20 protein-coding genes are annotated in these 17,316 nt (G+C 63.9%); 8 read left to right on the plus strand and 12 right to left on the minus strand.

Annotation, left to right across the window (positions count from 1 at the left end):
- The first annotated feature begins 183 nt into the window (after positions 1–183).
- Positions 184–873 (plus strand): glycerol-3-phosphate 1-O-acyltransferase PlsY, encoded by a 690-nt coding sequence (plsY, locus tag AAGD32_12275; GenBank protein MEM8875018.1) that lies wholly within the window; start codon positions 184–186, stop codon positions 871–873.
- A gap of 8 nt (positions 874–881) precedes the next feature.
- Positions 882–1,313, plus strand: coding sequence for a thioredoxin family protein (locus AAGD32_12280; protein ID MEM8875019.1), 432 nt, complete (start codon positions 882–884; stop codon positions 1,311–1,313).
- Positions 1,314–1,397: 84 nt separating this feature from the next.
- Here AAGD32_12280 and AAGD32_12285 read toward each other — a convergent pair whose 3' ends face one another.
- On the minus strand, positions 1,398–2,789 hold the full coding sequence (locus tag AAGD32_12285; GenBank protein ID MEM8875020.1) for a porin: 1,392 nt from the start codon (positions 2,787–2,789) through the stop codon (positions 1,398–1,400).
- A gap of 822 nt (positions 2,790–3,611) precedes the next feature.
- On the opposite strand from AAGD32_12285, the gene AAGD32_12290 reads away from it, so the two are divergent.
- On the plus strand, positions 3,612–4,775 hold the full coding sequence (locus AAGD32_12290) for a hypothetical protein (protein MEM8875021.1): 1,164 nt from the start codon (positions 3,612–3,614) through the stop codon (positions 4,773–4,775).
- 169 nt (positions 4,776–4,944) lie between these two features.
- On the opposite strand, the gene rpmB is transcribed toward AAGD32_12290, so the two are convergent.
- From rpmB to AAGD32_12305, 3 genes are all read right to left on the minus strand, one after another.
- Complete coding sequence (gene rpmB / locus AAGD32_12295) at positions 4,945–5,205, minus strand: 50S ribosomal protein L28 (protein MEM8875022.1); 261 nt, start codon at positions 5,203–5,205, stop codon at positions 4,945–4,947.
- Between the two features lie 51 nt (positions 5,206–5,256).
- Positions 5,257–5,736, minus strand: a complete 480-nt coding sequence (locus AAGD32_12300; protein MEM8875023.1) for a DoxX family protein — start codon at positions 5,734–5,736, stop codon at positions 5,257–5,259.
- Between the two features lie 123 nt (positions 5,737–5,859).
- Positions 5,860–7,371 (minus strand): carboxypeptidase M32, encoded by a 1,512-nt coding sequence (locus AAGD32_12305; protein MEM8875024.1) that lies wholly within the window; start codon positions 7,369–7,371, stop codon positions 5,860–5,862.
- 59 nt (positions 7,372–7,430) lie between these two features.
- Here AAGD32_12305 and AAGD32_12310 point away from each other — a divergent pair, with 59 nt between their 5' ends.
- Positions 7,431–8,918, plus strand: a complete 1,488-nt coding sequence (locus AAGD32_12310) for a S1 RNA-binding domain-containing protein (GenBank protein ID MEM8875025.1) — start codon at positions 7,431–7,433, stop codon at positions 8,916–8,918.
- A 24-nt stretch (positions 8,919–8,942) separates the two neighbouring features.
- Here the strand turns inward: AAGD32_12310 and AAGD32_12315 are convergent, their stop codons facing one another.
- The 3 genes from AAGD32_12315 to AAGD32_12325 are packed head-to-tail and all read right to left on the minus strand — an operon-like array spanning position 8,943 to position 11,255.
- Positions 8,943–9,218 (minus strand): hypothetical protein, encoded by a 276-nt coding sequence (locus AAGD32_12315; protein MEM8875026.1) that lies wholly within the window; start codon positions 9,216–9,218, stop codon positions 8,943–8,945.
- 4 nt (positions 9,219–9,222) lie between these two features.
- Entirely contained in the window at positions 9,223–10,068 is an 846-nt protein-coding gene (locus tag AAGD32_12320) for a hypothetical protein (protein ID MEM8875027.1), read from the minus strand.
- The gene (locus AAGD32_12325) at positions 10,065–11,255 is read right to left on the minus strand and encodes an aminotransferase class III-fold pyridoxal phosphate-dependent enzyme (protein ID MEM8875028.1); all 1,191 of its coding nucleotides are present in this window, start codon (positions 11,253–11,255) and stop codon (positions 10,065–10,067) included. The genes AAGD32_12320 and AAGD32_12325 overlap by 4 nt, the downstream gene beginning before the upstream one ends.
- Before the next feature lie 54 nt (positions 11,256–11,309).
- Between AAGD32_12325 and AAGD32_12330 the strand changes: the two genes are divergently transcribed.
- Positions 11,310–12,314, plus strand: a complete 1,005-nt coding sequence (locus AAGD32_12330; GenBank protein MEM8875029.1) for a Gfo/Idh/MocA family oxidoreductase — start codon at positions 11,310–11,312, stop codon at positions 12,312–12,314.
- 24 nt (positions 12,315–12,338) lie between these two features.
- On the opposite strand, the gene ruvA is transcribed toward AAGD32_12330, so the two are convergent.
- Both ruvA and ruvC read right to left on the minus strand, forming a co-directional pair.
- On the minus strand, positions 12,339–12,944 hold the full coding sequence (gene ruvA / locus AAGD32_12335; GenBank protein MEM8875030.1) for a Holliday junction branch migration protein RuvA: 606 nt from the start codon (positions 12,942–12,944) through the stop codon (positions 12,339–12,341).
- Positions 12,945–12,964: 20 nt separating this feature from the next.
- Positions 12,965–13,441 (minus strand): crossover junction endodeoxyribonuclease RuvC, encoded by a 477-nt coding sequence (ruvC, locus tag AAGD32_12340; protein MEM8875031.1) that lies wholly within the window; start codon positions 13,439–13,441, stop codon positions 12,965–12,967.
- A gap of 12 nt (positions 13,442–13,453) precedes the next feature.
- On the opposite strand from ruvC, the gene AAGD32_12345 reads away from it, so the two are divergent.
- On the plus strand, positions 13,454–14,032 hold the full coding sequence (locus AAGD32_12345; protein ID MEM8875032.1) for a pyridoxamine 5'-phosphate oxidase family protein: 579 nt from the start codon (positions 13,454–13,456) through the stop codon (positions 14,030–14,032).
- Between the two features lie 3 nt (positions 14,033–14,035).
- On the opposite strand, the gene AAGD32_12350 is transcribed toward AAGD32_12345, so the two are convergent.
- The gene (locus AAGD32_12350) at positions 14,036–14,437 is read right to left on the minus strand and encodes a LysM domain-containing protein (protein ID MEM8875033.1); all 402 of its coding nucleotides are present in this window, start codon (positions 14,435–14,437) and stop codon (positions 14,036–14,038) included.
- 58 nt (positions 14,438–14,495) lie between these two features.
- On the opposite strand from AAGD32_12350, the gene AAGD32_12355 reads away from it, so the two are divergent.
- Positions 14,496–15,413 carry an alpha/beta fold hydrolase gene (locus AAGD32_12355; protein ID MEM8875034.1) on the plus strand — a complete coding sequence of 306 codons (918 nt, stop codon included), beginning with the start codon at positions 14,496–14,498 and terminating at the stop codon, positions 15,411–15,413.
- On the opposite strand, the gene AAGD32_12360 is transcribed toward AAGD32_12355, so the two are convergent.
- Together AAGD32_12360 and AAGD32_12365 are read right to left on the minus strand one after the other, a co-directional pair.
- Positions 15,403–15,765 carry an STAS domain-containing protein gene (locus tag AAGD32_12360; GenBank protein MEM8875035.1) on the minus strand — a complete coding sequence of 121 codons (363 nt, stop codon included), beginning with the start codon at positions 15,763–15,765 and terminating at the stop codon, positions 15,403–15,405. The genes AAGD32_12355 and AAGD32_12360 overlap by 11 nt on opposite strands.
- A gap of 46 nt (positions 15,766–15,811) precedes the next feature.
- Positions 15,812–16,852 carry a DUF481 domain-containing protein gene (locus AAGD32_12365; GenBank protein ID MEM8875036.1) on the minus strand — a complete coding sequence of 347 codons (1,041 nt, stop codon included), beginning with the start codon at positions 16,850–16,852 and terminating at the stop codon, positions 15,812–15,814.
- 120 nt (positions 16,853–16,972) lie between these two features.
- On the opposite strand from AAGD32_12365, the gene AAGD32_12370 reads away from it, so the two are divergent.
- On the plus strand, positions 16,973–17,316 hold a 344-nt coding region (locus AAGD32_12370; GenBank protein MEM8875037.1), incomplete at its 3' end, for a biotin/lipoyl-containing protein.

Here is a 17,316-nt window from a genome sequence, read left to right on the forward strand (position 1 = left end):
ATCGAAAAACCCGATGCGTTCCATGCTGACTTTTAAAAGTAGCATTCTGTTAGGGTAGAATCCTTTCGCGGTAGCCACAAACCGAGCCCTTCATTGTTTCCTAACAGTTACCGCTAAACGACCATCGGTTAGTACCTTCGCCACTGCGGGACATGGTCGCGTGGATCGTTTAGCGTAACACGCATGTCGGCAGACGTACTCGTTGGCCTGCTCATCCCGATCGCATATCTGCTCGGTTCCGTTCCGTTCGGCCTGATCATCGGCAAACGGCGCGGCATCGATGTCCGCACCGCCGGCAGCGGAAACATCGGCGCGACCAATGTCGGCCGGCTTCTCGGCAGGCCATACTTTTACCTCACCCTCGCGCTGGACGCATGCAAGGGACTCGTCCCGACGGCGATCGCAAGCGCGACGGTCCATACGACCACGCAACCGGACGAGCGCACGACGCTGATCTACGGGCTATGGGTTCTCGTCGGACTGGCGGCCGCGCTTGGGCACATGTTTCCCGTTTTCCTCGGTTTTCGCGGGGGTAAGGGGGTGGCCGTCGGCCTCGGGCTGCTGCTGGGGATCTTTCCGTTCGCGACCTACCCCGGCCTGATCGGCGTCGGGGTGTTCGTCGGGCTCGTTGCCGTGACCAGGTACATCTCGGTGGGGAGCATGGTGGGCGCGGCCTCGGTGCCGTTGGCATACCTGGCGCTCGGCCGGTGGCTCGGATGGGACGTTTTCGGCCGACAATGGCCGATTCTCGCCCTGCTCTCGGTTTTGGCGGCCCTCGTGATCCTTCGGCATCGCGGGAACATCGCCCGGCTCCTGTCGGGCACGGAAAACAAAGTCGGCGTTTCCGCAACTTCACCCTCCTCTGGCTCGTAATGTTTCCTATGAGCAACACCCTTCGCCTTGCGTTAGTCGTTCTTGTTCCGGTCATGCTCCTTGCCGCCCTGGCCTATGCGGCGGAAGAGAAAGAGACCGAACAGAAAATCCCGTGGCAAACCGACATCGAAGCCGCCCTGGCAAACGGCGAGGAGTCAGGCACGCCGTCTCTGCTGTACTTCACGGCCGACTGGTGCCCGCCCTGTAAGCAGATGAAGAAAACCACGTGGGTGGACGATTCGGTCGTCGCCGCGTTGGAGGATTACACGCCGGTGTACATCGACGCGGACAGCCAGCCGCAGGTGCTGCAAAGCTACGGCGTCTCGGCCATTCCGACGATCGTTCTCGTCGATCCGGCTGGTGAGGAGCTCTTCCGCACCGTCGGTTACGTCGAAGCCAAAGCCCTGGTCGCGACGCTGGACAAACACGCCGGCGAGTAATGGCTTCCGTTCAAAACGACACACCGCGGGCCGGGAATCACTTCCCGGCCCGCGGTGCATTGTTAAACGGTCATAACAGCGTGATTAGATCAGCAGCTGGAACTGGCCGCGAACGATGATTTGATCGTCATCGTCACCGGAACGCACGCCGATGCCAGAGGCGCTGTCAGGTGTGCCGTCGAAGAGATAGGTGACGTCGACGGTGACCTTGGCCGAGTGGTTGGCAAAGTAGTAGTTGCCACCCACGGTCGCCTCGAAGAAGTCGTCGTCGCCGAGGAAGCCGTCGTCATCGGGATCGGTGAACGAACCACGGGCGAAGACATCCATCTTCTCGGTGACCGCGTACGCCGCGAGACCTTCGAAGCCATAGGTGTAGCCGGTGTCCATACCGGTCTCGGTGTAGACGCCGTAGTACGCCGCGAACAGCGAGTAGCTGCCTTGACCTTCACCGCTCTTGTAGATCACGTCGGCGGTGTGGATCAGTGCTTCTTCGTCACCGAAGTCGGTGAAGTCGGCACCAACACCCACGGCGAGCGACGCCTCATCGACACCGTTGCCGGCAATCGTGGCGAAGTCTTTCTTCACGGCCGAGTCGCCGAAGACGAGATACTCGACGCGAGCCGCACCACCGAACTGCGGGGGATCAGGGCTGATCGACGGGGTGATGCCGTCGCCGGCTTCACGAGCGAACTCGGTGTTGTCGGTGTTGATACCGTCGTGGTACAGGAAGGTCGCCTTAAGCTTGTCCTGCTCATAGGTGAAGCCGGCACCCTGCACGCGGTCGGTCAGACCACCACCGATCAGCTCGTTGATGAGCGAACGATCGACGGCCATCTGCCGGCTGGAACTGGTGATTTCTTCGAAGTGGACAGGATCCTTGAACTGGCCGGCGAAGAAGGTCCAGTTGTCAGCGAAGGCCCAGGCGATCTTGGCATCTTCGAGGATCAGCGCACCGCCGTCGTCGTTGGTGGCCCACTTGAAGTCATACTTCAGGTCTTTCGAGAAGGCATTACCTTTCACGCCGAACTTCATTCGACGAATCTCGAAACCCTCGTCCGATTCGAAGTCACTGCCGCCGCCGGCATCTTCGAGAATGTTCGAGACCCAGCGGAGCTGGAACTGGAAGTTGGGCACCAGCTTGAACGTGCCGTCTTCGTTCTGAAGGACGAACTCCTTGCCGTTGTGGCCGGCGGTGAAGCCCTGCATGCTGAGCATGTCGGAGCGGGCTTCGGCGTCGTCGAGGACGCGGGCAACCGCGGCGTCGATCTCGGCAGCGGTCAGTTGACGGGTGGTGGCTTCCTGGTTGGACTGGAGCGACTCGACCTGCTTTTGAAGCTCTTCGATCTTCTTGAGCAGTTCGGCACTGGACATCTCTTCCTCGGCCAAGGCCGGGGCAGCAAAGCCGAACGTCGCGACCGCCGCCGCGGAAGCGGCGGCAAACGCGACACGTTTGAGATTGGAGCGATTCGTGGTCATCGTGGTAGGTTCTCCTTGTCGACCGGCGGGCGGTCGAGGTGGGTCTTTCGGCAACTCCGCTGCGACCAAACAGGGGCACCGACGGGTATTCCGGACGCGGCCTTTGGCCGACAGGTTTCCGGGCACACTTCTCACCGGGAATCGACTTCCGCCGACAGCTTAACACCTAGCGGAAGATCGAGGACGGCCGGTTCCGCCTTCGAACAGGCGACCCAGTGGTCACCCGCGACACCGATCGGAAGACCGGCTGAAATTTCGTTCGGGCCACGTTCCTTGAAGATGCCAACGACGGTTGTCGCGGGACAACGCTCGGCAGCTCCGCCACCAGCGAGGATGAGATGGGCAAACGCCCATTGCCGCTTCTGCTCGGCGTCGTTCGTCGGCAAGCCCCCGGTCACCCATCCCGTGGCACCCGGGGTTCGAGTTGGCACTTCGATTGCATCGGGAGTCGCATGCGGATTTCCTTAGCCCATTCCGTGCCCGACTCCCTTGTTTTCTCCCTTCACAGCCCTGTAAACGCACATCTCGTTATCGGGCTTGGACAAACACCCCATGGCCCTCAAGTCCGACCGCCGCGTCCGAGTACCCACCCAGATCGAGCAACTGCGACCTCGCCCGTGATGTTGAGAGGAGACCTCGAACGCGGCATGGCCGGACCATACCGACCGACCTCGCTGTCAGATGTGGATTGCATTTGCGCCTCGTAAAATCCGTGTCCGGATTGCGCAAACTCCGCCCGGAAGTCCGCAGTGCGTCCCATATGGAATCGCCGTTGTGACCGGGGCCGCGTTTTGCTACTCGTGGTGATCTATGACCGACCTCATGCCCAACGATTTCACGCCGTTATCCAACACGGTGTTCGAAGAACTGCTCAACGCCCCCGAAGACCGCTGCATCTCGATCATCATCCCGACCCAACGCGCCACCCGCGACACCGACCAAAACCGCATCGCCTTCAAAACCGCCCTGAAAAGCGCACGCGCGGAGCTCAACGGCGAGGCAGACAAGAACCTCTCCGAGGTCCTCGAACAGCTGGCCAAGCTCGATGGCGAAGCGGACCTCTGGTCCCATCAACACGAGTCGCTTGCCGTGTACGCCTCGACCGAGCGGGTCCACTTCATCCGACTGCCACGCACCATGAACTCCTTCGCTGGCGTGGCCGACTCGTTCCACATCAAGCCGCTCATCCGCGTCATGCAAGCCAACGACCGCTTCCAACTGCTCGCGGTCACCCAGAAGTCCGTGCGTCTCTACGAGGGCGACGGCCTGAGCATGGTGCCGGTGTCACTCCACGAAGCCGTCCCCAAGGACCTAGTTGACGCACTCGGGGGCGAGCTTGATGACTTCCATCTGACCGTCGCCAGCTACAAAGGCCTGCGTGGCCCCGCCGCGGTCCACGGCCACCACGACAAGTCGGAGGAAATGGGCATCGACCTCGAGCGCTACTTCCGGACCATCGACAAGGCGATCTGGGAGCATCATAGCCGCGTAGCGGGCGTGCCGCTGATCCTCGCGGCCGTGGAAAAGTATCACGCCATCTTCCGCAGAGTCTCCAAGAACCAGCATCTGGCCGACCACGGCATCAAGCTCAATCCCGACGCGGCCGACATCGACGAGAAGCGCCTGCACGACGAGGTTCGCGAAGCTCAGCGCCCCCAGCGGCACCAGGCCGTCGAGGAACTGGTCGACAACTTCGGCACCGCCCGCGCCGCCGGCCAGGGCTCGGCCAACCTCGCCGACGTGGCTAAAGCCGCAGTCTTCGGCAAGGTCAACAAGCTCATCCTGGCCGCCGACAAACGCGTGGGCGGCTCCATCGACACTGCCACGGGCATCGTCACCGAGGGCGAACTCGATGACCCCGCCGTCGACGACCTGCTCGACGACATCGCCGAGCACGTCTTACGCGCCGGCGGCAACGTCCACGTCATCCCGCAAGACATTCACCCCCACCCGGGTTCGGGCGTGGCGGCGATCTACCGATACTGATCCAAGCCGATCAACCTCGAAAGCCCACGGCTTCAGCCGTGGGTCTGCCCGCGTGACCGATGGCAGACCCACGCCTGAAGGCGTGGGCTTTCTTCCATGAGCGCATGCGAAAGTGGGAAGCGACGCCGCTCTCGAGCGGCATCACTTCCCACTTCAGCATTCACACTTCTTACCCGTCGTCGCCGGGGCGCCAGGTGCGTTTCTGGGGCTTTACGACGAGGCCCATCTTGATCGCCTTGGCAGAGGCGTACACACGGCAAACCTTGCCGTCGACAACCGCGCGGACCTTTTGCAGGTTCGGCTTGAACTTCCGCTTGGAGACGCCGGTGACCTTGGTGCCGACACCGCCGAGGTACTTGGCCTTACCACGCGTGGTCTGGCTGCGGCCCATCTTGGTCTTCTTACCGGTAAAGTGGCATACGCGTGGCATTGGTGGCTCCTAGTGGCGGGTCCGCAGGTTAGGCCGGGCGAAGCGGGGCTTCTACTTGCCCTTGCGAATGAACATGTCGACGCCGGTCTTGCCCGCTCCGAGCAGCGCGAATGCCACAAACGGCAACAGGTACAGCAGCGCGAACTCCTTGCCGGCCGTGTAGTACCCGGCCCCGTCGATCCGCGTCGGTTTGAGTAGCAACGGATCGTCGGCATGGGCAAGGAACGCCGCGACGGCCATGTTGCCGACCAAGGCCAGCGCCACGGGCCGGGTCAGCAGGCCGAGTGCGAGCAGCACCCCGCCGACCAATTCCGTGATCCCCGCCCCCCAAGCCGCCAACGCCGGCGCGGGGAAGCCAAGGCCTTCGACCATGCCGATGAACCCTTCGCTCGGCGGAATCTTCGGTAAGCCGTGAGCCGCGATGAGCAACCCCGTGCCGACCCGGAGAATGGCCAGCCCCACGTCACCGAGCAGCGTCGATGCACCGGCCCCGCCGAACAAGATCGGGATGAGCTTTTTCATGCCGGACATAATCTTGAACCTTCACGATTTCGACAATGCTCGAAATCGCCGGGTCTAACCGCGTTGCGGAGCAACGCAGCTGCTTGCAAACATGCTGCACGGAAGCGGAGCTGCGTTGCTCCGCAACGCAGTTCAGACGCCGTAGTACGATTTCGCCTTGCCGCGGAGGTAACGCAGCAACGGTTCGCTGCTGAGGGATTTGCCGGTGACGCGCTCGCAGAGCTGGCCTGCGGTGTAGCGGCGGCCGTGCTGGTGGATGTTCTCGCGGAGCCAGGTGAGCAGGGCCGCGAAGTGGCCGTGGGCGAACTGGTCGTCGAGGTCGCCGAGGTCTTCGCGGGCCTTTTCAAAGAGCTGGGCGGCGTACAGGTTGCCGAGGGTGTAGGTCGGGAAATAGCCGATGAGCCCCGCGGACCAGTGCACGTCCTGCAGGCACCCGTCGGCATCGCTGGGGGCAACGACGCCAAGGTACTTGGTCATCTTCTCGGTCCAGGCACCGGGCAAATCCTTCGGGTCGAGATCGCCGGCAAGCAGCGCCCGCTCCAGTTCGAAGCGCAGCAGGATGTGCAGGTTGTAAGTCGTCTCGTCGGACTCGGTGCGGATGAGCGTCGGCCGGATGGCGTTGGCACCGCCGACGAACTCGTCCTCGGTGATGTCCCAGAGCGCGTCCTTGAAACGCTTTTGGGCCAGCGGGTAAGCCCACTTCCAGAAGGCGGCACTACGCCCCACCGCGTTCTCCCACATGCGTGACTGCGACTCGTGGATACCGAGCGAAACGCTCTCGCCCATTGGCGTGCCGAAATGCTCGGCCTTGGGCAGACCTTGCTCATACATGCCGTGACCGGCCTCGTGGAGCGTGCCGAAAAACGCATCCCCGAAAAAGTTTTCGTCGTAGCGGGTGGTGATGCGCGTGTCGCCGGTGTTGAGCCCGGTGCAGAACGGGTGAGCGCTCACGTCGATTCTTCCAGCATCGAAGTCGAAGCCAACGGCCTGGGCGGCGAACCGTGCGAACTCGGCCTGATCTTTGCCGGGATACTTTCGTTCCAGCATGTCGTGCCGCACGTCCTTGCCGCTGTCCTTCACCGCAGCGACGAGTTCGACGAGCGGGCCACGCAGACCTTCGAGTACCGACGCAACCTCGACCGTCGTCGCGCCGGGTTCGTACTCCTCGAGCAGCGCGTCGTACCGCTCGCCGTCATGCCCGTAGGCGTCGGCGGCTTGCTGCTTCAAGCCCACCATCGTCCGAAGGTGCGGCTCGAACTGGGAAAAATCATCCGCCTTCCGCGCCTGTTCCCATGCTTTCTGCCCGACCGATTCCTGCCGGGCGATGGCACCGACCAGGTCGCCCGGGAGTTTGCAGGCACGGGTGTAATCGCGTTGGGTCTCCCGGATGTTCGCCGCCTCGGGCGTATCGCCTTTGGCCAAGTCACTCGTCGTCAGGATCGCAAGGAGTTCGCCGATGGCCGGGTCGGTGAAGCGGGCGTGGCGCAACGTTGAAAGCAGTTCCAACTGCTCGCCGCGCACGCCGATGCCCTGCTCGGGCATTTGCGTTTGCATGTCCCATTCGAGCGTCGAGGCGGCGGACCCGATCAGGGCGACTTCGCGGAGTTTTCCGATCAGTGAGGCGTAAGCATCTTGGGGCGACATCGACGAATCCTACGACCGTTCCCATTTGCATTCGATCCCGGCTATCCTGCACGACCGCCATGTCCGACGAAAACAAGACGTTCCGCCCTTCCGATGCCGCCGTGGATGCCGAGGTCGATGCCGCCCTGGGGGACATCGACATGGACGCGCTGTACGAAAGTAACGCCCCCGAGCAAACGGCCACCGAACTCACCGGCGAACATCCGGGCAAGATCATGTCCATCGACGTGCCCAAGAACGAGGCGATGATCGATCTCGGCGGCAAGCACCAGGGCATCGTGCCGCTCGATCAATGGGACGGCCGAATGCCGACCATCGGCGAGGACGAGGCGTTCGTCATCGAACGCCGCGACGCGGAGGACGAGCTCTACCGCCTCAACCGCAAGGGCAAAGCCTCCCGCAACGCCACCGTCGAAACCATCGAGATCGGGCAGGTCGTTGAGGCGACCGTCACGGGATTGAACAAGGGCGGACTCGAATGCCGCATCGGCCGGGCGCTGCGTGCGTTCATGCCCAGCGGCCAGGTCGACATCCACTTTCACGAAGACCTCTCGATCTTCCTCAACGAGAAGTTCGAGGCCAAGGTCCAGAAGATCGACAAGGCGACCAAGAACGTGATTCTCAGCCGCCGCATGGTCATCGAGGCCGAGCGGCGTGAGAAGAAGAAAGAGCTGATGGCCGAGATCCAGCCGGGCGATGTCCGCTCGGGCACGGTCTCGAACATCATGGACTTCGGCGCGTTCGTCGACCTCGGCGGGGCCGATGGTTTGCTGCACGTTTCGGAAATGACCTACCGCCGCGGCGTCAAGCCGGAGGACATCGTCAAGAAAGGCGACCACGTCGAGGTCACCGTTCTGAGCGTCGATCACGACAAGAACAAGATCAGCTTGAGCCTGCGGGCGTCGATGCCCAACCCGTGGGACAACGCCACCGAGAAGTATCAGGTCGGCTCCACCGTCACAGGCCGCGTCGTGAAGACGACCAACTTCGGCGCATTCGTCGAGGTCGAGGAAGGCATCGAAGGGTTGCTGCCCATCAGCGAACTCTCCTACCAGCGTGTCAACCGCACGACCGATGTTGTCAAGGAAGGCGAGACCGTTCGGCTCGTGATCCTCTCGATGGACCCAAAGTCGAAGAAGATATCCTTCTCGCTCAAAGCCGCCGCGCCTGACCCGTGGGAAGGCGTCGAAGGCAAGTACGCCGCCGGCACCGAACACGTCGGCACCGTAACGCGCGTCGCCGACTTCGGCGCGTTCGTCCAACTCGAGCCGGCCGTCGAGGGCCTCGTTCACATCTCCGAGCTCTCCGACAAACGTGTCCGCCAGACCAGCGACGTTGTCAAGCAGGGCCAACAGGTCACGGCCCGCGTCCTGAGCCTCGACACCGAACAGCGCCGCTTGCGCCTGAGCCTCCGCAGCGCCAAGGCGATCGAAGCCGACGCGAAGAAGAACGAGTTGCCCGTCACCCCCGACAAGACCCCGGCCGAGAAGAAAGCCCGCGAGAAGAAGCTCAAGAAAACCCCGCTCAAGGGCGGTCTGGATTTCTGAGCCGATGCCGTAGCGCAGCCGGATTTATCTCCCACACTCCGGGCACACGGCACTGTCCGTGCCGCGCCGGTTGTAACCGCAGTGCGGGCAGAAACCGGCGAGAAGCTTGTTCTTCCACGACAGGTCCGCGCGTAACCGACGCCACATCCACGAAGCGGCCACGATCGGTATCGCCACGGCGATGATCAACGCAACGAGCATGACCGCGTCGTTCCACCCGCCCGCGAGGTGACGGACCAATGCGAAGACCGCCGCCCCCAGGAAGATCGCGCCGAACATCACCACCCGGTCACGCGACATCGCATCAACCCCCGATGCGTTCCATGTTCATGTTGACCGTCTGCGGGACCACCACCATCACGCGCTCGACGCGTTCGGGCCCTTCGATGTCACGGAGGAACGCCGAACCGATGCTTCCGACGCGATCGCTGTCGGGGCCGGGCGCGATGACCAGGCACTGCCCGACCGCCACGTCGGTGCGCAGGTTCAGGTCGTAGAGCAGTTCGTTCGCCTGCCACTCGATGACTTCGCGATCGCCGCCTCGCCGCCAGCGCAGGTTTTGTCGGGTCTCCCGATAGCCCGGCGAAATGCTCACGGTGAGCAGGTCCGTCCGCCGCGGCGTTCGCCGAAAGCCGACCATCATGTGGTAGTTCGCGTTCTCGACGGTCCGGCCGTTGACGCGATTCTGATCGTCGAACCAGAACAGGTCTTCGCGGATCACGTTGTCCTTGACCGGCAGTTCGATGAACTTGTCCTCGAGCTGCAATACGTCGGTGCGTCGCGCGCCGGGATCCTGGATCATGTCCTGAAGCTCGACGAGTTCGACCAGCGGTGCGACGCCGACGCGGATGCCGTTTTTCTGGAGCAAATCGCTGCTGGCGACATCGACGATCTGCTCGTCGAAACGCAGCCAGAACTCTTCGTTGCGGCTGATCTGACCGGCCGGCACGGTGACGTCGATCACGGTCAGGGCGAAAACGGTGACCTGCTGCGGCTGCGGATCGGCAGGCACGTACGGGGCCTGCACCTGGGCGGTCAACGGCTGTGCCACCTGAGCCTCGACCGGCGGCGCAACGACAGTCTCCGCTGCCTCGCAGCCCGCAAACAGCGCGAGGCACAACATGTAACGAGCATCGAACAATCGCTTCATCGGTGCAGTCCTTCCAGCACACCCTTGAGACGATCGAGCCCCTGCTCAAGTTCATCGGTCTCGATGTTGATCGGCGGTGCGAGCCGGATGACGCCGGTGCCCGTGCGGTTGGCGATGACGCCGGCGCGAACGCACTGAACGGCGAAGTCGGCCGGTGAGCTTTCGAGTTCGAGGCCGAGAAACAGGCCGTGGCCGCGAACTTCGGTGACGCCGGGAAACTCCGCAAGGCGCTGCTTGAGCTGATCGCCGAGCGTCCTGGCACGATCGACCAGCCCGTCGCGTTCGATGACCTTCATCACGGTCGCAGCGGCGGTGGCGCAGATCGGATTACCGCCGAGCGTTGAGCCATGCTTGCCGGGAACCATCAGCTCCGCGACGTGCGGCTTCGCCCAGCACACGCCCACCGGCAAACCACCGCCGATCGCCTTCCCGAGCGTGAGTAGGTCCGGCTCCACGCCATCGAACCGCTGGTGCCCGAACCACCAACCCGTGCGGAAGCAAACCCACACTTCGTCGCAGATCATCAGAATGCCGTGCTTGTCGCATAGCTCGCGAACGTGGCGTGCGTCCTCCGGCGAGATCGGCCAGACGCCACCCTCGCCCTGCGTCGGCTCGAACATGATCGCCGCCGTTTCGTCGTCGATGACGCTTTCGAGGCTGGCGAGGTCGTCGGGGTCATGGCGAACGAAGCCGGGGATGGTCGGCTCGAAGCCGGCGCGGGTCGCGTCGGAACTGTTGGCCGCGATCATCGCCAACGTCCGCCCGTGAAAAGCCCGGCTCAGCACGATCACCTTCCAGCGTTTCCCCCCGTCGCGATGGCCGTACAAGCGGGCCGCCTTCACCGCGGTCTCGTTCGCGTCGGCTCCGCCGTGACAGAAAAACGCCCGCCCATCGAAGGCGTGCTTCGCCAGCATCTCGCCGAGCTCGATCTGCGGGAGGGTGTGGAACGAGTTGCCGACATGCCAGAGCGTCGCGGCCTGCTGCTGGACGGCTTCGACGAGGTCCGACTGACAATGCCCGAGCACCGCGCCCCCGAAGCCGGCGAAGAGGTCGATGTACGTCTTGCCGGCCGCGTCGGTGAGCGTCGCGCCCTGTCCACGGACCATGACCGCGTCACGGTTGCGGGCGTAGTTGTCCATCAGCACGGCGTCGCCACGGGCCAGCAGTTCGGGAGTGGGGTCGGACATGGGCGGATAGTCTAACACGCTTTTGACCGCCGGCCGATTCGGTAGGCTTGCGGCATGACAACACTTCGATTCGGCATCCTCGGCACCGGCAACATCGCCAAGCAGTTCGCGGCCGACGTCCGCAAATCGGAGCGTTGCCGCATCACCGCCGTCGGCTCAAGGACGCAGGCCAGCGCCGACGGGTTCGCCGAGCAGTTCGGGCCAATGAACCGCCACGGCAACTACGACGCCCTGCTCGCCGATGACGAGGTCGATACGATCTACGTCTCGACGCCCAACACGCTGCATAGGGAGTGGACCGAAAAGGCGCTCGCCGCGGGAAAACATGTGCTTTGCGAGAAGCCGCTCGCGACGAGCCGGGCGGATGCGGAAGCGATGTTCGCGGCAGCAGAAGCAGCGGATCGCGTGCTCGTCGAGGCGTTCATGTACCGCGCTCATCCCCAGACGTTGCAACTGCAACGAGCCCTCCGCGAAGGCGCGATCGGCAACGTCAAACTCGTCCGTGCCAGCTTCTGCTATCGCACCAGGAAGATCGACGGCAATGTCCGTTTCGACAGCAATCTTGCAGGCGGCGCGTTGATGGACGTCGGGTGCTACTGCATCAACGCGGCGATGATGGTGGCTGGCACTGAACCCGAAAGCTGGCACGCGATCAGCCGAATGCACGAACGTGGCGTCGACGAGCAAACGACCGGCGTGCTGAAGTTCTCCAACGGGGTGGTCGCCGAGTTCAGTTGTGCGCTTACGACGCAGGCCAACAACACGTTGCACATTTGCGGCGACGAAGGTTGGATCGAAGTGCCGGTGCCGTGGAAGCCGCCGATCGGTGAGGCGGGTTTCACGATCCACCGCGGCACGCCACCAAAACAGGACGGACCCGTTACGCGGCAGACCGGGCCGGAGTGGGTCGACGTGCCAGATGATCGGCCGTTGTACGCAATCGAGGCCGACGCATTCGCGGCAACGGTGTTGGACGGAACGGAAGCGTTCATGCCCCAAGGTGCGAGTTTAGTGCTTGCGGGGATTCTCGAAGACATGCGCTCCGGCATGATCACTTAAGCGGCCATGCCGATCACCCGAACTTCACCGTTTGGCCAGCATCGCTCGCACCAACCCGTCGACCGTGTCCGCTTGATCACGCACCGCATCGAGCAACCGCTCGGCCTCGCTGCGGCGCTCGCCCAAGGCCATGAGTGCCGCGATCGCGTCTTCCTCGACCGCCCCGCGTTTGGGCGTGCTCGGCGTGCTTGGAACATCGGCGGTGGCGAACGCGGCGAGTTTGCCACTGAGCTCGGCGACGATCGTCTCGGCCAAACGCTTGCCCACCGCGGGGAGTTTTTGCAGTGCCCGCGCGTCCTTGCCCTCGATCGCGGCGGCGATCTCGCCGGCGGAGATGACCATCGCCTTGAGTGCCTTGCGCGGCCCGATGCCTTTCACCGTGACGAACTTCTCGAAGAACCGTTTGTCCGGCTCGTGGGCGAAACCGATCAGTCGCGGCGTGAGGTTGCTGCCGGCCGACTCGCCTTCCATGTACAGCACGGTGTGAAAAGTCCGCGCCGCGCCGCGAGCCGCTTCGAGCATCGGAACGTCGGCCGCTGGCACCAGCACGTCCAGCGTCATCGGCCCGACGGCGAGCGTCACACGGTCGTCGGTCACGGACTGGATCTCGCCGGTGATGGCCGAAAGCATGGGCCACGGTAGGGCCGGGTCTAACGTGCCGTATCGCGACCGCAGCAGAGCGCCACCGCCAGCGCGTCGGCGACATCGGCCGGCTCGGGCGGCTGCGGCAGGCCCCACTGGTGTTGCACCGCGGCCTGCATTTGTTCCTTGCTCGCGTGGCCATGACCGGTGAGCGATTGCTTGATCCGGTTGGCAGAGAGTTCGCGGACACGGACGTTTGCCCGGGCGGCGCAGAGCAGAATCACACCACGGGCGTGCCCCATGATGATGCTGGTGCGCGGGTGGTTGTAGTGGGCGTAGAGCTGTTCGACCGCGCAGACGTCGGGGCGATGCTCGGCGAGGATCTCGTCAAGCTCGGCTTCGAGTTCGACGAGCCGGTGCGGGATGTCGGCGTCGCCGTTGAGACGGATCACCCCGGCGTCGATCAGGGCGGGCGTCGACGGGTGAAAGTCGATGACGCCGTAGCCGGTCAGACGCGTGCCGGGGTCGATGCCGAGAATTCGCATAGGCTGTTGGGCGTGGAAGACTGTCCGAAGGATATCGACGGGATCATACGCCGGGCGTGGGCATTGCTGGGTCGAGGTTGTGCGGACCGGCGACACGCGTTTCACACGCCGGCCCTGGCGACGGTCGACGAAGCCGGCCTGCCGAACGTGCGGACGGTGGTGTTACGAATCGCCGACGCCGAGCAGCGGGTGTTGGCCTGCCACTGCGACCAGCGCAGCAACAAGGTCGAGGAGATCGCCATCACCGGCCACGCGACTTGGCATTTCTACGACGCCGGCCACAAAACACAGCTGGTCATCGCCACCGACGCGAGGGTCCACACCGACGACGAGGTTGCGGCGGAACGGTGGGCCGCGACGGGCCGGGGCAGCCGGGTGTGCTACGAACGCCCCTACGCGCCGGGCACCCGGGCGGAAGCCCCTTACGACGAACGCCCGCAGTCGGATGATCCCGAAGCGGGCCGTGCAAACTTCGCGGTGATCCGCGGCGTTGCAACCACGATCGACTATCTGCACCTGCACCACGCCGGTCATGTGCGTTGTCGGCTCGTGTGGAGTGAAGGCTGGCACGCGACCTGGCTCACGCCGTGAGCTTTACGGCAGCTTGATCTTCACACCGATGGGCAGCCGGTCGCTCGGGTACTGCGGGTTCAGGGCGGCGACTTCCTGCCAGCGCCGACCACTCCCGAGTTCGCGGGCGGCAATGCCGTAGTAGGTGTCGCCCTTACGCACCACGTAGGTTCGCGGCTCGGGCTGGTAGGTGACCGGTTCGTAGGCGACGGGTGCCTCGAGCAACGCCGGATCGTCGGTCTCGACGAACAGCACGTCGGCGTTCACATCGGTTGGGCCACCGACCACGATCGGCTCGGCGGGGGTGACTGCTCCGCCGGTGACGGCCGGGTCGTACTCGTACTGGTTTGCCCCGGATTCGATCTGCCGGGTCTGACAACCCACCAGCAGTGCGATCAACGCCAATAAGAAGACAAGCTTGCTCACGAAGTTCTTATCGGTCAACGACCGGGAAACGCTGCAATCGGCGCTACCATGCCGGCCCGTGCCCGACCGGCTCCCCGAACTATCAACGCTCTGGACCCTCGGGCTGGTCATGGCCGCGACGCTCGCCGTGCTGTTGCTGACGCTGCTGTGGGCGAACCTGCGACTGCTGCTGCGACCGCCAAGGATGGATGACGCCCGGGCACTACGCCGACTCGGCAGGCTCACACCCAACGACGTCGGCCTCAACTGGGAGTCGATGGACTTCGTCGTGCGCGGCTTGAAGCTGCCCGGCTGGTGGATGCCTCACGAAGGCAGTACCAAGACCGCCGTGCTCGTCCACGGCTGGGCCGGCGGAAAGGTCGACGTGATCGCGTGGGCACCGCTTTGGCACGCGTTGGGGTGGAACGTGCTCGCCTACGACCAACGTGCCCACGGCGACGCCGATGGCACACTCTGCACGCATGGCCATGAAGAACGCCACGACCTTGCCGCGGTGCTCGGAGAGTTGCGGAGTCAACGCCCGGAGCAATCCCGCGAAGTCGCACTCTTCGGAGTGAGCATGGGGACAGCCATCATTGCGGCCTACGCGGCCGAGCACAACGACGTCGACCACGTCGTCCTCGAAAGCCCGTACACGAGCTTCCCCGACGCGGCGTACCACCACGGCGACCACTTCGGCTTCCCGCTGCCGGGCTCGGCTCCGCTGGTCATGGACGTTGCCCAGTGGCGGACTGGCGCGGACTTCTCCGAGCTCGCGCCGCTCAACACGATCCCGAAAATCACGGTGCCACTGCTCGTGATGCACTCGACGCGTGACCCGTACACCCCGGCGGACGATGCGGCGAAGCTGCGATCAGCGGTGGACGCGGTCGGCGGGACGTGGGCCGATTTCGACGCGCTGCACGTCGCCGGGTTCGCCGAAGAACCCGAACGCTACGGCGATGTGTTGGCGAACTTCCTGACCGCTAAGCGTTGAGTGCTTCGGCTTCGCTGTCGGCAAGATTGAGGATGCTGGTCAGCCGACAGATCTCGATCATGCCACGCACCCGCTGGGCGGCCTCGGCGACCCACACGCCGCGCTTGCGGTAGGCCGGCGGCAGCTTGCTCAATGCTTCGACCAGCACTGCCACCCCGCTCGAATCGCAGAAACTCGCTCGATTCAGATTGAACACGACACGGTTGGGCGTGTGCTCGGCGACGAGGGCAAGCACTTCCTGCCGGGTTTCGGGCGCGTTGGCCGCGGTGATGTCGCCCACCGGCACGATCACCAGCGACGTACCCTCCATCCGCGACTCCGCGATCACGTCACTGACAGGCTCGAAGTCCATGCCCCGATGGTATCGGGTCAACCGCCCGGTTCATTGACCCGAACGCCTAGAACTCGAAGCCGAGCGCGGCGAAGTACTTCAGGTCGTTGTTCTCGGTCATGCCTTCGGTGCTCGACTCGTATTCGTTGAGCACGCCGAAGGAGATCTGCATCCCGTCACCGCGGTCGAGGTCGATCGTGTAGGACAGCTCGGTCACGTTGCGGTTTTCGAAGAAATCTTCGAGGCTCGGGAACAGCGTATTGGAAAAAGTGAACTTCTGATTCTCGGCCACCTGCCAGTGCCCTTCCACGCCGATGAGGGCTTCGGGCGTCAGTTCGTTGACGTCGCCGAACTCGTACTGGACGCCGGCCCCAACCCGGCCGAGCAGACGAAACTTCGCGCTGTCGTAGAACGTGTAGCCCGGCCCGCCGAACGCGCCGACCCGGCTCTCCCACACTTCGAACTCGTCGTACTGGTAAAACGCGTTGCCGAAGGCGAACCATTTGGAGTCCTTCATCAGCCAGTCACGGTCCACCTGACCACGGCCTTCGTTGCGCGTCCGGTCGCCCTCGTCCTGGGTAAGGAAGTAGTTGGCCTTGATACCAGTGCGAAACTTCTCGGATTCGCTGTTGGCGGTGAACTGGGTGACGAAAGCGAGCGTCTCGGTGTTGCCGTCGGTACCGGTCAGGCCCAGAGAGAATTCCTTGTCGTAGCCCCTAAGGAACGGACCGTCGAAGAAGCCGGGCTTTTGGTTGCGGTGGGCGAGTTGGGCGTCGCTCAGGTCTTCGGTGTCCACGGCGGCGGTGACAGCGTCGGCCGCCTCGGCTTCCTCCGCCGCCTCGAGCTCGTCCTCGCGTTGCAGTTGCGTGGCGTCCTTGGCCTCGACCCGCGCACCGACCTCGGGGCCCATCGCGTCGATGTTGGACATCGGCACCGTTACCTCGCCGAACACCGGGTGCATGAGCCGGACCTCCGTGTCGGTCTCGCTGAGCACCTCGCCGCTGACGATGTCGCCGTTGGTCAGACGGATCGTCGTCTCCTCGGCGAAGATCAAGCCGCTGATGCTAAGAACGGTGACGGCGGCAAAGGTGAGGACGCGTTTGTTCATCCCACGAGCATCGGCCGACCCATCGACATCGGTTGAGCGGCCACAAGATGCCACAACATCCGAACGGACGTGGGCCGCGCCCCTCGCGGACTGGATCCACGTCGCTATGATCCGCGTTCCATGGCAGCGATCGATCTTGAAGTGCCCTCGATGGGCGAAAGCGTGGCGGAAGCAACCCTTCTCAAATGGCTCAAGCCGGACGGTGCGGCCGTCGAAGTCGACGAGCCGGTCTGCGAGATGGAGACCGACAAGGCCAACACGGACATGCCCGCCACCGCCGCCGGAGTACTCAAGCACATCGCCAAGGAAGGTGACACCGTCGAGGTCGGCGACGTGATCGCGACGATCGATCCCGATGGCAAGGCCGAAGCCGCCCCCGTGAAGCAAGAGAAAGCCGACGCCCCCGCCGCCGCGTCCTCCGACGACGCCGACCCGATGGCCGATCTCGCACCGGCGGTCCGTCG

The sequence above is a fragment of the Planctomycetota bacterium genome (assembly GCA_039182125.1).
Taxonomy (GTDB): Bacteria; Planctomycetota; Phycisphaerae; order Tepidisphaerales; family Tepidisphaeraceae; genus JBCDCH01.